Here is a 14,951-nt window from a genome sequence, read left to right as displayed (position 1 = left end):
GGGTCCCGGCTGCGGACAGGCCGCCCTAGGATCGCCGTTATGTGCGCATATGTCCTGGTCGCAGAGGACAACGAGAAGCAGGCCGACCTGGTCCGCCGCTATTTGGAGCACGAGGGTCACTCGGTCGCCACCGTGCATGACGGCCGAGCCGCACTGGACGCCGCCCGGCGCACACATCCGGACGTCGTCATCCTCGACGTCATGATGCCGAAGCTCGACGGTCTGCACGTGTGCCGCCTCCTGCGCGCCGAATCGGACGTCCCGGTGCTGATGCTGACCGCACGCTCCACCGAGGACGACCTGCTCGCGGGCCTCGATCTCGGCGCCGACGACTACATGACCAAGCCGTACAGCCCGCGGGAGCTCATGGCGCGCGTGCGGACCCTGCTACGGCGCACCCGTGCCGCGGCGACCAGGAGCGAAACCGTGCTGCGGGTCGGCGCGCTGGCCGTGGACCCGGTCAGGCACGAGGTCACGGTCGAGGGACGGCCGGTCGAGTGCACACCCGGCGAGTTCCAGGTGCTGGAGTTGATGGCGGCCGAGCCGGGCCGCGTCTTCACCCGGGAGCAGATCCTCGACCACCTGCACGGCTTCGACCGCTACATCACCTCACGTACGGTCGACGTGCACGTGATGAACCTCCGCAAGAAGATCGAGCCCGATCCCCGGCGGCCCGCGCGGCTCGTCACCGTCTACGGCGTGGGCTACAAGCTGAACGAGCCGAGGGCCTCCGACGATGCGCCGTGAGGTGCCGCTGCGTCGCAGCCTCCTCATGCGGCTGCTGGCGGTCTCGGTGGTGGTGTCCGTCTGCTCCATCGCGGCGACCGCCTGGCTGACCATGCGGAGCACCACCGTGGCCATCCAGCAGGAACAGGGCCAGGCGCTCACGGACGACGCCCGGGTCTACGACGCGCTGATCGGCTACGCCGCCACCCATTCCGACTGGAGCGCGGCCCGCGAGGAGGTGGGCCGGCTGGCCCGGCAGATCGGGCACCGGATCACACTGACCACGGAGAACCGCGAACCGCTGATCGACTCCGATGCCGGGCAGGCCATGTTGCCCGCGAAGCCGACGGCGGCCATCGACCCGCTGGCCCTCGACACCTCCCTGATCACCGGTTCGCCGGCCGGCCACATCGACCCCCGCGCCGTGGGGCCCTTCCGGCTGACCAAGACCGAGCGGGACACCCTGCGCGAGGCCGCCCAGCGCCGCGCCGCCTGCCTGCGCGACGCCTTCCCCGCCATCACGACGCGGATCGTCGAGAGCCCCGGCGGCCGCCCGCGCGTCCAGACGTCGGACCCGGCCCTCGACCTGTCCAGCAGATGCGCCGCACCTGTACTGGACGAGCCGACCCGCACGGAGGCCAAGGCCCTCGCCCAGCTCAGCGGGCTCATGCGCACCTGCCTCGCGCAGCGGAACCTGCCCGAGGTGACACTCCATCTCGACTTCACCTGGTCGTCGCTGCCGGCCCCGGCGCCCAGCGGGCCCCAGAAGTCCTCCCGCGACGACGGTGCGGCCGTGCAGGCGTGTGTCACCTCCGCGCGCCAGAGACAGCTCGCGCCCTACGTGGCCCCGGCCGCCCTGCTGTTCGTCAGCAGCCGGGACGGCGGCGCCTCCACGATCTTCGACCTGTCGTCCGGCAACCAGGCCCGCATCGCCGGGGTCGCGGCTCTGGTGCTGCTGACCACGGTGGCCGTCACCGTCCTGGCCGGCGTCCGGCTGATCAGGCCGCTGCGCGCCCTGACCGGCGCCGCCAGGCGGATGGAGCAGGGGGACGTCTCGGCCCGGGTCACCGTCACGGGCGGGGACGAGATCGCCCGGCTGGGCGCCGCGTTCAACTCCATGTCGGAGCGGCGCGAGCAGTCGGAGAACCTGCGCAAGGCGATGGTCAGCGACGTCGCGCACGAGCTTCGCACTCCGCTCAGCAACATCCGCGGCTGGCTGGAGGCCGTCGAGGACGGCGTCGTCGCCCCCGACAAGTCGCTCACGTCGTCGCTGCTGGAGGAGGCGCTGCTCCTCCAGCACATCATCGACGACCTGCGCGACCTGGCCGTCGCCGACGCGGGAGAGCTGAGGCTCCACAAGGAGCTCGTCGACGTGCCCGACCTGCTCGCCCAGGTGGCCACCGCGCACCGGGGAGCCGCCGACGCCGCGGGCGTCACGCTGGCGACCCACGCGCACGGCGACCCCGGCGTCCAGGCCGATCCCGTACGGCTCCGCCAGGCGGTGGGCAACCTCGTCTCCAACGCCGTACGGCACACGCCGCCAGGCGGATCGGTGACCTTGAGCTCCCGGATCGAGGACGGGCACGTCGTCATCGAGGTGGCCGACACCGGCGAGGGGATCGGCCCCGGCGACCTGCCCCACGTCTTCGAGCGGTTCTGGCGGGCCGACAGGTCGCGCACCCGGGCGACCGGAGGCAGCGGACTCGGCCTGTCCATCGTCCGCAGGCTCGCCGAGGCCCACGGCGGCACGGTCTCGGCCGCCAGCGTGCTCGGCGAGGGATCGGTGTTCACGCTGCGGCTGCCCGCCTGAGAGGGTTGGGCCGTGCGTGAAGGAACCGTGAAGGGGACGTTGCTGGTCGCCGGAACCACCTCGGACGCCGGCAAGAGCGTGGTGACGGCAGGCATCTGCCGGTGGCTGGCCAGGAAGGGCGTGCGGGTCGCGCCGTTCAAGGCGCAGAACATGTCGCTCAACTCGTTCGTGACCGCCGACGGCGCCGAGATCGGGCGTGCCCAGGTCGCCCAGGCCCAGGCCGCCGGCGTCGAGCCCACGGCGGACATGAACCCGATCCTCCTCAAGCCGGGCGGCGAGCGGCGCAGCCACGTGATGGTGCTGGGCAAGCCCTACGCCGACGTCGACGCGATGGAGTACGGGGCCTACAAGGACCACCTGCGGACGGTCGCCCTGGAGTCCTACCACCGGCTCCGCGCCGCCTACGACGTGGTCGTCTGCGAGGGCGCAGGCAGCCCCACGGAGATCAACCTGCGCAGGGGCGACATCGCCAACATGGGGCTGGCCCGCGCCGCGGACATCCCCGTGGTCGTGGTCGGGGACATCGACAGAGGCGGCGTCTTCGCCTCCCTGTACGGCACGCTCGCCCTGCTGGAGGCCGGCGACCAGGCCCTGATCAGCGGATTCCTGATCAACAAGTTCCGCGGGGCGCCCGAGCTGCTCGACCCCGGGCTCGCCACGCTCAAGGAGCTCACCGGGCGTCCGGTCCTCGGCGTGCTGCCCTGGGTGAACGACCTGTGGATGGACCTGGAGGACTCCCTCGCCCTCGACAACCGGCCGGGCAACCGGCAGAGCGGCCATTCCGGCAGGTCCCTGCGGGTGGCCGTGGTGCGTTACCCGAGGATCTCCAATTTCACCGACATCGACGCGCTCGCGGCCGAGCCCGGGGTCTCGGTCACGTTCGTCTCCTCCCCCGGCGACGCCGCCGAGATCGCCGAGGCCGACCTCGTCGTGCTGCCCGGCTCGCGCGCCACGGTCGGCGACCTCGAATGGCTGCGCCGTACGGGCCTGGCCTCGGCCGTCGCCGGCAGAAGCGGACCCACGCTGGGCATCTGCGGCGGCTACCAGATGATGGCCCGCACGATCCACGACGAGGTGGAGTCGGGCGCCGGGCAGGTCGACGGGCTGGGGCTGCTGCCCGCCACGGTCGAGTTCCGGGCGGAGAAGGTGCTCTCCCGGCCGGTCGGCGAGGCCTACGGGCATCCGGTCGCGGCCTACGGCATCCACCACGGGATCGTGACGTTCGACGGCGGCGCCGAGCCGTTCCTCGACGGCTGCCGGGTGGGCGCCGTCTGGGGCACCACCTGGCACGGAGCGCTGGAGAACGACGACTTCCGCCGCGCCTTCCTGGCCGACGTCGCCGCCGCCGCGGGCAGAGACGACTTCGTCCCCGCCCCCGACGTGTCGTTCGCCGCGCTACGGGAGCGCCAACTCGACGCGCTGGGCGACCTGATCGAGCGGCACGCCGACACCGGCGCGCTGCTCGACCTGATCGTGAACGGCGCACCCGCCGGGCTGCCCTCCCTGCCGCCGGGCGACGCCCGCTGAACGGCAACCACTGAACGGCAACCACTGGGCGGGAGCCGTACGAAGAGCAGGGCGTGGAGACGGTCATCGTGCTGCTCACCAGGGACCTGCGCGTCCACGACAACCCGGCGCTCGCGACCGCCTGCGAGCAGGCCCGGCACGTGGTGCCGCTGTTCGTCCTGGATCCCGCCATCGACCCCCGCCACCGCGCCGGATTCCTGCACGAGTCGCTGCACGACCTGCGGTCGTCGCTGCGCTCGCTCGGCGGGGACCTCGTCGTACGGCGGGGCGACCCGGTGGCCGAGGCGGTCACGCTGGCGCGCACGGCGAACGCGACGGCGATCTGGGCGGCAGCCGACGTAAGCGCGTTCGCACGGCGGCGCGAGCGGCACCTGGCGGAGGCGTGCGAGGCCGGACGGCTCGGGTTTCGGCTCTTCCCCGGCCTGACCGTGGTGCCGCCGGGCGACCTCCTGCCGTCCGGAGGCGACCACTATCGCGTCTTCACCCCCTACTGGCGGGCCTGGTCGGCCGCTCCGCGGCGCAAGGTGCTCGCCCCGCCGGGTCGGGTCCGGCTGCCGGACGGCATCGGCGTCGGCGATCTGCCCGCGCGGGAGCCGTACGGGCTGCTCAGAGGGGGCGAGACCGCCGGGCGGAGGCGGCTGGATGAGTGGCTGAAGAGCGGCCTGGCCCGCTATCCCGACGACCGTGACCTGGCGCCGGAGCGCACGTCGATGCTGAGCGCCTACCTGCGCTTCGGCTGCGTCTCCCCCGCCGAGGTGGTGGCGCGGTCGGCCCGCCGGGCGGGGGGCGAGGAGTTCGTCAGGCAGTTGTGCTGGCGCGACTTCTACTACCAGGTCGCCTTCGCCTTCCCCGAACTGCCCCGGCGCGACTACCGGTCCAGGGGCAGTGACTGGAAGGACGACGAACAGGCCTTCGCGGCCTGGCGGGAGGGCCTGACCGGCGTGCCGATCGTGGACGCCGGGATGCGCCAGCTCCGCGACGAGGGGTGGATGCACAACCGCCTGCGAATGATCGTCGGCTCCTTCCTGACCAAGCGGCTCGGCATCGACTGGCGGCTCGGCGCCGACCACTTCAACGACCTGCTGCTGGACGCCGACATCCCGAACAACTGCGGAAACTGGCAGTGGGTGGCGGGCACCGGGAACGACACACGGCCCAATCGTGTGCTCAACCCTCTCCGCCAGGCGAAGAAGGTCGATCCGCACGGCGACTACGTGCGCCGCTACGTCCCCGAACTGGCGGGCCTGCCCGGGCCGGCGGTCCACGAGCCGTGGAAGAACCCGGTGCCCCGCTACCCCGCGCCGATCCTCGACGGCGTCTGAGTTCAGAACGCCCGGGTCGTCCGGGGGATCATCCCGTGCGGATCCAGGACGTACTTGTGCGCGGCCCCGTGGTCGAACTCCTCATATCCCCGCACCGCCTGGTCGAGCGGCAACACGATCGGGTTGACCGCGTCCGCGATCCGCACGCGGTCGTTGAGAATCGCCATCATCAGCTGGCGGTGGTAGCGCATGACCGGGCACTGGCCCGTGACGAACGCGTGCGCCTTGGCCCAGCCGAGGCCCAGCCGGATCGACAGCGAACCCTCCTTGGCCGCCTCGTCCGTCGCCCCGGGGTCTCCGGTGACGTACAGGCCGGGGATGCCGAGCCTGCCTCCGGCCCTGGTGACCCGCATCAGCGTGTTGAGCACGGTCGCGGGCGCCTCCTCGGCCGCCGGCCCGTGTCCCTTCGCCTCGAAGCCGACCGCGTCGACGCCGCAGTCCACCACGGGCGCTCCGATGAGATGCTCGATCTGCTCCCCCGGGTCGCCGTCGGCGACGTTGATCGTCTCGCAGCCGAAGGTGTGCGCCTGGGCGAGCCTGTCCTTGTTGAGGTCGCCGACGATGACGACGGCCGCCCCGAGCAGCCGGGCCGAGCAGGCGGCGGCCAGGCCGACGGGCCCCGCGCCCGCGATGTAGACCGTCGACCCGGTGGTCACCCCTGCCGAGACGCAGCCGTGGTAGCCGGTCGGGAAGATGTCGGCGAGCATGGCCAGGTCGAGGATCTTCTCCATCGCCTGGTCCTTGTCGGGGAACCTGAGGAGGTTCCAGTCGGCGTAGGGGACCAGGACGTATTCCGCCTGGCCGCCCGGCCAGCCGCCCATGTCCACGTAGCCGTACGCCCCGCCGGGCTGCTCGGGGTTGACCCGCTCACAGATGTGGGTGTCGCCCACCTTGCAGTTGCGACACCGACCGCAGGCGATGTTGAACGGCACAGACACCAGGTCGCCGACCTTGATGACCTCGACGTCGGGCCCGACCTCCACGACCTCGCCCGTGATCTCGTGACCGAGCACGAGTCCGGGCGGGGCGGTCGTGCGGCCCCTCACCATGTGCTGGTCGCTCCCGCAGATGTTGGTGGCGACCGGCTTGACGATCGCGCCATGACCGATCTTGCGCCCGACGTTGGCCGGGGGCACGCCCGGCCCTTCCTTCAGTTCGAACTCGGGATAGTCGGTGTCGACCACCTCTACGCGTCCTGGACCTTGATAGGCGACAGCTTTGTTGCCCGGCATGATGGCGGTTCCTTCCTTGCCGAGACGTGTCCCGGCCGCCATCGACGGCGAGGGTGGGACGGGGCGGCCGAGCGGCCACCACCGGGCCCCCGGGCGACGACGGCCCCTGTGAATCGACGGTATACCTGCTGGTCAGAGGCCAGCTACCCGGCATATCCGGTGATAGTCGTCGACTCGCTCGGTGAGCCCGGCCCGATCCAGATGCTCCAGCAGGGGCACCGCGACCCTGCGGCTGGTGTTCAGCGCCGCCTTGGCCTGGCTGACCGTGAACGGCTGGGGCAGCCCTGCCAGCACGGCCGCGGCCTCGGCGTCGGCCCCGGGCAACAGCACGATGCCGTCGGCCACGCGCAGCAGGGCTCCGGCCCGCACGGCCGCCGCCAGCTCGCGGGGCCCGAGCCCGAGATCGGCAAGGCGGCCGGCTTCGGGGGCGAGGAACGGCGCCGCCGACAGGTCGGCCGCGAGCCGTTCGACGGACCTGACGACCGGGGCGGGCAGCCCCGCGGGGCCGCACACGATCCGGCCCGCCTCCAGGGCCAGCGGGGGCCGGACGAGCGCCGTCACCAGTTCCCGGTCGGGCAGGCCAAGCACGTGACGGGCCGCCTCCACCGGCATGCCCGGCTCCAGGGGATGGCCGGCGGCATGGCCGCGCACCGCCTCGGCCAGCCGGACGGCCAGGCCGGCCCAATACGCGGGATCGGCGTGCCAGTCGCCGCAAACGGGCCGCCCGGCGGGGGCGTGCCCCATGGCCCGCAGGTCCTGTTCGCGCAGCAGCCGGTGGGTGCGCAGCAGGGAGCCCGCGTCCAGGGCGGCGCCCTCCGGCTCTGCCGCGTCCAGTTCCGCCGCCCGCCGGCGCGCCGCGCCCCGACCGCGCAGCTCGGGCGGCCGCACGTCGAGCACGTCGGCCCCCGCGATCACCCGGGTGCCGCTCACGGCGTCACGGCCGGGGTCGCGCAGGAGCAGCCGATCTCCCGCGTGCAGCGGCAGCGCGCGGTCCAGACGCAGCCTCACGATGTCACCGCGGGGCCGCACGATCTCGCCGTGCAGCCTCACCATGTCACCGCGCCGTACGGCGTCGCCCCCGAGTGGCCTGACCTCGCACGTCACCGCGGCCGATCCGATGTGGGCGGTCAGCCGGCCCGGCAGCCGGCCCTCCGCGCCCGGAGCGGGGACGACCCGCACGTCGACCAGGCGGGTCATGGTCCAGCCGCCCGGCGTCACGAGGGCATGCCCCCGCCGGGGCGCGGCCTGGGAACGCAGGTTGAGCGCCACCCTGGCGACCCCCACGGCCGAGACGACCGGCTCGCTCAGCGACTCCATGGCGCGCACGCGCACGGGTTCGCCGTCCAACTCCAGCTCGTGGCCGACGTCGATCCGCCCGGCGGGCAACGTCCCCGTCACGACCGTGCCGCTCCCACGCACGACGAAGGCCCGGTCGATCCACAGCCGCACGGGAGCGGCCGGGTCGGGCACGGGCAGCCGCGCCACCAGCCGGTCCAGGGCCGCCCGCAGCGCGTCCAGGCCCTCGCCGGTGCGCCCGCTCACCGCCACCGCCTCGGCGTCGCGCAGGCATCCATCGGCGAGCCGGGCGCGCGCCCGCTCCATCGCGGGGCCGGGATTGGCCAGGTCGGCGCGGGTGACCACGAGCAGGCCGAGCCGTACGCCCAGGGTTTCCAGGGCGACGAGATGCTCCTCCGACTGGGGCATCCAGCCTTCGTCGCCCGCCACCACGAACATCGCGGCCGGAACCGGGCCCGTCCCCGCGAGCATCGTGCCGAGGAAACGCTCATGGCCGGGGACGTCGACGAAGGCGACGACCTCACCCGACGGCAGTGCCGTCCACGCGTAGCCGAGCTCGATCGTCAGGCCCCGCCGCCGCTCCTCCTCCAGCCGGTCGGGCTCCATGCCGGTGAGGGTCCGCACGAGCGTCGACTTGCCGTGGTCGACGTGCCCCGCCGTCGCGACGACGTGCATCAGCCGCCCACCGCCGCCAGCACCGCCCGTGCGACCTCCTCGTCCTGTTCAGGTGGCACGGCCCGCAGGTCGAGCAGGAGCCTGCCGCCCTCCACCCTGCCGACGACCGGCGGATCGCCCTCGCGCAGCGGGACGGCGAGCCGTTCCGGCAGGCTCACCGCCGCGCTGGGCAGGCACACGCCCGGTGCCGCGCCCCCGCCCACGGTGGCCTCGGCCCGTACGGCTCTCGCGTCGGCCCCCGCCTCGGCGAGCGTGGCCGCGAGCGCCTCGGCGCGCGCGCACAACGCCGTGACGTCGGCACGAAGGGCCTGGTGAACGGGGGTGGCAGGGCCGCGCACGCTGGCCTCCAGCGCCGCCAGGGTCACCTTGCCCACCCGCAGTGCGCGGGCCAGCGGATGGCGCCTGCATCGCTCGACGATGTCGTGGCGGCCGAGCATCAGCCCCGCCTGGGGGCCGCCGAGCAGCTTGTCGCCGCTGGCGGTGACGAGGTGGGCCCCGGCCTCGAGCATGGTGGTCGCGTCCGGCTCGTCGGGCAGCGACGGTTCCCGCTCCAGCAGTCCCGAGCCGATGTCGGCGACCACCGGCACGCCGAGACCGGCCAGCTCCTCCACGCCCGCCGAGCCGGTGAACCCCTCGATGCGGAAGTTCGACGGGTGCACCTTGAGCACGAAACCGGTCTCCGGCCCCACCGCCGCGCGATAGTCGGCGAGCGTCGTGCGGTTGGTCATGCCGACCTCGCGCAACCGGGCCCCGGTCGAGACCAGCAGGTCGGGGATGCGGAAGCCGTCGCCGATCTCCACCAGCTCGCCCCGGCTGATCACGATCTCCCTGCCGGATGCGAGCGCGGTCGCGGCCAGCACCAGCGCGGCGGCGTTGTTGTTGACCACGTGCACGTCGCCGGCGGCGGGCACGGCCCGCGCGAGGGCGTCCAGCGCTCCACGCCCCCGCCGCGAACGGGCACCCGTCGCCAGGTCGAACTCCACATCGGTCGGCCCCGCCGCCACCGCCATCGCCTCGATCGCCGCAGGCGACAAGGCCGCCCGGCCGAGATTGGTGTGGAGCAGCACCCCGGTCATGTTGATCACGGGCCGCAGGCTCGTGGCATGGCGCGGCAGCGCCGTCAGCGCCTCGTCCGCGACGTCCTCGGGCTCGATCTCGCCCTGCCGTACGCGCTGCTGGGCGGCCAGCACGGCGTCTTTCACCGTCGCGTGGCCGAGCCGTTCCATGGCCTTGACCAGGCGTGGGTCGGCGAGGACGACGTCGGTGCGAGGAACACGTCGTCGTGGGTCCACACTTCAACTTATAGTGCTGGAGCTCTCACTCTCCGCCGCGGCGTCGCCGGCCTTGCTCAAAACTGGAGCTCGGCCCAGTCGATCTCCATCAGGATCGGGGTGCCGACCGTCGGAGCACCGCCGGGCTCTTCCTTCATGAAGGTGCCCGTGTGCTTGTAGAGCATCAACGCCCGGTCCAGCCGGTAACGTTCGATGATCGACACCCCGGTGCGGTCGAGCCGGACGATCCAGTAGTGCGGAATACCCGCCTTGGCGTACTCCCCGAGCTTGTCGGTCGTGTCCTGAGTCTCCGAACCGGGAGACACGATCTCCACGACGAGCAGAGTGTGCTCGGCGCGCAGGCGCTCTCCTCGGCCGCGGTCCAGGCATCGATAGAGCGCCACATCAGGGCGCCTGTTGAGCAGGGGAAGATCCCGCAGACGCAGATCCACGTCGGTGTTCACGGTGAAGCAGTCATGGCCCCCGCTCATAGCGGCGCGGGCATGCCGTTCCAGCATGTCGGCGAGCCGCCTGGCGCAAGTCTGGTGATCCGGCGCGGGCACCGCGCAGTAGACGACATAGCCGTCGACGATCTCGATGGCCTTGGCGATCTCTTCAGAAAGGGCGTCGTACTCCTCGGCGGTGACCGGCGCGGGTTGCGGTCGAATGCCGAGAAGCCAGCTGTCTTCCGGCAGGGCCGTCACCGGCACCTCCTCATCGCCGTCGCACGACGCGGTCAAGCCTATGGCCGTGAGTGCAGCGGAGGCAGCATCCGGCGCCTTGTGAAGCCCTACGCACGCCTGGCCCGCATGCCGTTCTCAAGCTCTATCCGCCGGACCAGGACCGGGGCTGCTTATACCGCCGATCCTCAACCTGCAGCCACCTTGAAGCCAAAAAGCGGCCAGGTACGACCGCCTCGACGTGACGCGAAAGAAACGAAGGGTATCCCTACAACCTGCTCTAGCAGCTTCAAGTCAGCTGACAGCAATAGCAACTCGCGCTCCCTTGAGGAGGAGGCGAGCATCGATGAGAAAGCGCACCCTACGAGTACGGATTACAACGGCTCTGGCCATCGCCATGGCCTTACCGGCAGCATTGGTCCCCCTGACGGCACCGCCCGCCAATGCGTTGCCGGCCGGATGGTTCTTTCTCCAAAGTGTGATGCCGGGCGGCGATGGCAAGGCTCCCGAGCTCAGCGCGCTGTCCCCCGCAGGACAGGTCAGCGGTTACGCCCACTTGGAGCGGCACTTGAAAATGCTTCGCGGGGCGGTGCCTGTCGCGCATCTGTGGAAGGAACAGTTCCCCGCAACGGGCAGTATCGGCGAAATTAAACTACGAAATCGACTGACCGGGCAATGCCTCGCGGAAACCGATAATACCGATAGAATCACCATACGGCCGTGCACCGACCCTACGACACTGTGGAAAAAGGTGCCTCTCGCGGCGAACACTTACGCTTTTCAGCGAACTTGGTCGATCCCTGGGCCATGGCCAGACTGGAAAGTGTGCGTGAGCACAGGCACAGGCTTCGCCACCGTGGCGTCCTGTAAGGACAGTTTCTTTCCGCATGTGCAATGGCGGATTGTAAGTTGGCGCGGGCGTTAGAGGCGAACAGTGTCTGAAGTCGTTCCTCGGATAACGCCCTAGGTATCTGAGGCAGCTTGGTTCGTCACCTCGCTGCCGAGGATGGACGCCCTCTCAGTGGGTGGCCTTGAGTCCGATCACGCTTCCGACGATCAGGGCCAGGAAAACCACCTTCAGCGCACTCACTGGTTCGTCCCCCGTGAGCATCGCGTACAGGACGGTGAGGACCGCACCGATTCCGACCCATACCGCATACGCGGTGCCCACAGGCAGGTCCCGCATCGCATAGGCCAGACCTCCCATGCTCGAGACGAGAGCCACGACGAAGACCAAGGAAGGGACGAACCGACTGAAACCCTCCGACTTGCTCAGGGCAGTCGCCCACACAGACTCCAGAACGCCCGAAAGAACGAGAATCAGCCACGACATGACAGCCCTCCGCGGGCCGTCTTGTCGCACACCGGGTACGGCACCCATCGTCCGGGAGCCACCTTCTCGGGCTCCATCCGAAAATTTCACGCCTGGCCCCCGTCTGGCAATCCCCTGCCCGGTTCGGGACGCTCGCGGGCCGCAGGGCCGCCACCACCCAGCGGAGCCCAACACGCCGTGCCCCGCTCCTCCACCAGGCGAACGCCTCCCGCGCTTAGCGGAGGCGGACGGGAATCGAACCCGCCAGGCCGAGGACCTCGGCCTCGTCGGTTTTGAAGTCCGCTGCCGCCGCCATCGGCTGTGATTGGTAATCGTTGGTAGCCGTTGGCCGTGCCGTCCTACCAGGGAAAAAGTATTGGTTGTCGTTGATCGTGATCGGTTGTCGTCGGACCTGCTGCTCCCATGTGCTCCCATCGGGCCGCCCGCTCCGCCGCGCTCCTTGATCGTCTGCCAGAATTACCCACTGATCATGTAGGCAGCGAGCCCGGGCGCGCCCAGGGCCGTCGTCATAGACGAACGCGGTGGCGCGCGCATCCTTCGCCAGGGCTTCAAGCCGCGCCGCCGCGTTCACCCACAATCACGCGGCGGGACACCCGCAGGTTCACAGGGTTGCCCCAGCAAGCTGGACAAGCCTCCTCGGCAGTGAGGTGGAACAGGACCGTGGTGCCAGCCATGGCGTCCGACGTCACAAGGCGCCGGCTGGACGGCAGTCAGGACACGCGGTCCGCCGCGTGACGGCCTATGACCAGCTGATCGTCCCGAGGTCGTAGTACTCGTTGAAGTCCGGCGACGGATCTCCGGGGTAATGGCCCTCTCTCCCGTACGGCGGGTCCATGTACTCGAGCCCTATGATCGGCCGCGACGGGGTCGACACGTTGACCACGCAGGTGACCCACCGATCGCCCCTGTGATCGAACGACTCCGGCTGGGGGGTCTCCTGGCAGTTCGGCAGGTCTCCGCCGAACCCCATGAGGATGACGTCGGACGGGCCTCCGTCGCGGAACACGGGATTGAACCGGAGCGCGTACAACGACAGGGCGTTGCCGCTTTCGTTGGTGATGACGACATTGGCGTAGTACGCCCTGCGAGTCTTGAGCAACGCCCAGCTGTCGGCGTCGAAGTCGCCCCGGACGGTGGTTGCCGGGGCACGCCGAATCGGCTGCACGATGATGCCCAACACGCCTTCGGAGTAGGTCTTCCTCATGCGGTTGTACTGACGGACGGGCACGATCGCCTTCTGCCCGAACCGCAGTCGCGTCCCCGGCCGGGTCATCTTCCCGGTCAGCCGCACTGGCCGGGTCGGCGGCGTGGTCGTGCCGAATGAGGATGGGACCGGTGTCGCCGGCGACGAAGCCGGGGCGAGGGATGGCGTCGGGGATTCGGGTGAGGAGACCGGCCGCGTGATGTCGCCGGCTGTGGAGCAGCCCGACGCCGGCAGCCCGCCGATCAGAACGAGGGCGCAGGACAAGGCCCTGACCCGGCGAAGTGACCCGCGAAGCGGGGACCTCTCGGCGGCAGAGCTGGGAATGTTGCTCACACGCATCATGTCTCCCCCGGGGACCGGTCTCGAAGTAGTGCGATTCGAAGCTTCCCAAGGAGAGGTATCGACGAATGCCTCCCGCCGCAAGGGGGCCGCTCCGATCGTCCGGATCGGGCCCTTCCCGACGTGCCGGGGACCCATGACGGCCGGGCGGCGATGCTCAGTCGTCAATCGTCACGGTTTCCGGAGATAGCCGAGCAGCACCCCGAGCGGCCCTTGGGCAGCCCTCACCGAGCCGGCGACGGGAACTCTCAGCCGATCACCTCGACCACGTTTCCTTCCTGGTCGCGGATCTGCGACTTGACGATCTCCACGACGAGGCCCGGCGCGGTGCGGAGTCCATGGACTCCGGCCGTGGGGCGCAGCACCGTTGTCAGTTCGGAGAGGACGTCCGGCGGGATCTCGACCTCGACGTACCCGTGACCGGACTCCGTGACGGTCACGTTGTCGCCGGGTCGCAGTCGCACACCGCCCTCGGGCCCGGCGATCGACAGATCGCGCCCGTACGGCAGGCGGCCGGCCAGCGCTCGTGCGATGCGCTCGGCCGCGTTCGCGCCGAAGGTCAGCACCGTCTTCTCCGGTCGGCTGTCGGTCTTCCAGCGCGCCTCCTGGACGTACAGGCCGCCCGTCGACGAACCGTCGCGCCGCGCGCCGTCTTCGATCGCGGCCGCGAGGTCCGGATCGTCGATCACGCTGCCCCGGGTCAGGTCCGTGACCAGCATCGGCAGCCGGGTTCGCAGGACGCCGAGCAGGCCGAGGGCGTCCCAGCGTCCGATCTCCTCGTATTCGCCGAGGGTGAGCCCGACGACCTGCAGGAAGCACAGCCGCCCGTGAGGTGTGTCGATCGTGCCGAGTTCGGGATCCTCGGCGAAGGCGGCGGCCCGGATCGCCGTCTCGGGGTTCTCCTGCGAGATCGGACCGTTCAGATCGATATGGTGGCCGGGCGCGAACGGGTTGGCGGAGGAGAAGACGTAGCGGCCGAGGTTCTGCAGGAAGTTCGCCGCCCACATCGGCGGCTCGGTCTCATCGTGGTCGCGGGCGACGCGGAAGGTGAACTCGAACCCCCATCCGGACTCCTCGGCGACCTCCGACTCCTTGTCGTACAGCTCGGACATGCCGTAGCTGATGAAATGCCAGTGGTCCTCACGTGGGTAGACGCTGACCCCGTCCAGCGGGTCGGGCCCGCCGAGGCGCCATTTGAGGAGCGTTCCGTAGTGCAGGGGAGTCACCCCGGGATAGAGCCGCGCCGCAGCGGCGTCGATGGCGTCCCAGCCGGCGGCGATCGTGTTGTCGACCATGAGGCGCGACTCTATTCGAGCTGATTCGGGTTGTGGATCCGTATATGACCAGCGTCGCCGACGAGGACCACGCGGCCCGGCAGGAACGCCTCGACCTCGAACAGGCGCGCACCTCGCGGGCAGGTTCGTAAACGCGGTCGTCCCATTTTGCTCCCATCAGGCCCTCTGATGGGGGCCGTCGGGAGCCGTCGAGCGGAACCATCGTGCCGAGCCTGTACGTGTTACCCCAGGCGAACAGCAT

11 protein-coding genes and 1 riboswitch are annotated in these 14,951 nt (G+C 70.7%); of the genes, 4 read left to right on the top strand and 7 right to left on the bottom strand.

What is annotated here, in order from left to right:
* Positions 1-39: 39 nt before the first annotated feature.
* Genes Pth03_RS04520 through Pth03_RS04505 form a run of 4 tightly spaced genes read left to right on the top strand, consistent with a single transcriptional unit; the run spans position 40 to position 5,385 of the window.
* A complete protein-coding gene (locus tag Pth03_RS04520; protein WP_203942819.1) occupies positions 40-747 on the top strand; it encodes a response regulator transcription factor in 708 nt (235 codons plus the stop codon).
* Complete coding sequence (locus Pth03_RS04515; protein WP_239118754.1) at positions 737-2,536, top strand: sensor histidine kinase; 1,800 nt, start codon at positions 737-739, stop codon at positions 2,534-2,536. Before Pth03_RS04520 ends, Pth03_RS04515 begins: the two co-directional genes overlap by 11 nt.
* Positions 2,537-2,563: 27 nt before the next feature.
* Complete coding sequence (locus tag Pth03_RS04510) at positions 2,564-4,063, top strand: cobyric acid synthase (RefSeq protein WP_203942937.1); 1,500 nt, start codon at positions 2,564-2,566, stop codon at positions 4,061-4,063.
* 53 nt (positions 4,064-4,116) lie between these two features.
* Positions 4,117-5,385: a cryptochrome/photolyase family protein gene (locus Pth03_RS04505; RefSeq protein WP_203942818.1), complete on the top strand. Its 1,269-nt coding sequence runs from the start codon at positions 4,117-4,119 to the stop codon at positions 5,383-5,385.
* Between the two features lie 2 nt (positions 5,386-5,387).
* Here the strand turns inward: Pth03_RS04505 and fdhA are convergent, their stop codons facing one another.
* From fdhA to Pth03_RS04470, 7 genes are all read right to left on the bottom strand, one after another.
* Positions 5,388-6,617: a formaldehyde dehydrogenase, glutathione-independent gene (gene fdhA / locus Pth03_RS04500; RefSeq protein ID WP_203942817.1), complete on the bottom strand. Its 1,230-nt coding sequence runs from the start codon at positions 6,615-6,617 to the stop codon at positions 5,388-5,390.
* Between the two features lie 132 nt (positions 6,618-6,749).
* Positions 6,750-8,588, bottom strand: a complete 1,839-nt coding sequence (locus Pth03_RS04495) for a SelB domain-containing protein (RefSeq protein ID WP_203942816.1) — start codon at positions 8,586-8,588, stop codon at positions 6,750-6,752.
* On the bottom strand, positions 8,588-9,880 hold the full coding sequence (gene selA, locus Pth03_RS04490) for an L-seryl-tRNA(Sec) selenium transferase (RefSeq protein WP_203942815.1): 1,293 nt from the start codon (positions 9,878-9,880) through the stop codon (positions 8,588-8,590). The genes Pth03_RS04495 and selA overlap by 1 nt, the downstream gene beginning before the upstream one ends.
* A 56-nt stretch (positions 9,881-9,936) precedes the next feature.
* Positions 9,937-10,563, bottom strand: coding sequence for a Uma2 family endonuclease (locus Pth03_RS04485; RefSeq protein ID WP_203942814.1), 627 nt, complete (start codon positions 10,561-10,563; stop codon positions 9,937-9,939).
* A 994-nt stretch (positions 10,564-11,557) separates the two neighbouring features.
* Positions 11,558-11,872 carry a DMT family transporter gene (locus Pth03_RS04480; protein WP_203942813.1) on the bottom strand — a complete coding sequence of 105 codons (315 nt, stop codon included), beginning with the start codon at positions 11,870-11,872 and terminating at the stop codon, positions 11,558-11,560.
* A gap of 10 nt (positions 11,873-11,882) precedes the next feature.
* Positions 11,883-11,949, bottom strand: a riboswitch (guanidine-III (ykkC-III) riboswitch).
* A gap of 662 nt (positions 11,950-12,611) precedes the next feature.
* Positions 12,612-13,409, bottom strand: a complete 798-nt coding sequence (locus Pth03_RS04475; protein ID WP_203942812.1) for a hypothetical protein — start codon at positions 13,407-13,409, stop codon at positions 12,612-12,614.
* Positions 13,410-13,663: 254 nt separating this feature from the next.
* Complete coding sequence (locus Pth03_RS04470) at positions 13,664-14,710, bottom strand: suppressor of fused domain protein (protein WP_203942811.1); 1,047 nt, start codon at positions 14,708-14,710, stop codon at positions 13,664-13,666.
* Positions 14,711-14,951: the final 241 nt, after the last annotated feature.

The organism is Planotetraspora thailandica, from assembly GCF_016863335.1.
GTDB lineage: Bacteria > Actinomycetota > Actinomycetes > Streptosporangiales > Streptosporangiaceae > Planotetraspora > Planotetraspora thailandica.
Note: the sequence above shows the minus strand (reverse complement) of the source record. Positions and strands in the feature narration are given on the sequence as shown.

What these genes read in the sequence shown, in the direction of transcription:
- Pth03_RS04520 (WP_203942819.1), top strand. Translation starts at nt 40, where the DNA reads ATGTGCGCATATGTCCTGGTCGCAGAGGACAACGAGAAGCAGGCCGAC.
- Pth03_RS04515 (WP_239118754.1), top strand. Translation starts at nt 737, where the DNA reads ATGCGCCGTGAGGTGCCGCTGCGTCGCAGCCTCCTCATGCGGCTGCTG.
- fdhA (WP_203942817.1), bottom strand. Translation starts at nt 6,617, where the DNA reads ATGCCGGGCAACAAAGCTGTCGCCTATCAAGGTCCAGGACGCGTAGAG.
- Pth03_RS04495 (WP_203942816.1), bottom strand. Translation starts at nt 8,588, where the DNA reads ATGCACGTCGTCGCGACGGCGGGGCACGTCGACCACGGCAAGTCGACG.
- Pth03_RS04480 (WP_203942813.1), bottom strand. Translation starts at nt 11,872, where the DNA reads ATGTCGTGGCTGATTCTCGTTCTTTCGGGCGTTCTGGAGTCTGTGTGG.
- Pth03_RS04470 (WP_203942811.1), bottom strand. Translation starts at nt 14,710, where the DNA reads ATGGTCGACAACACGATCGCCGCCGGCTGGGACGCCATCGACGCCGCT.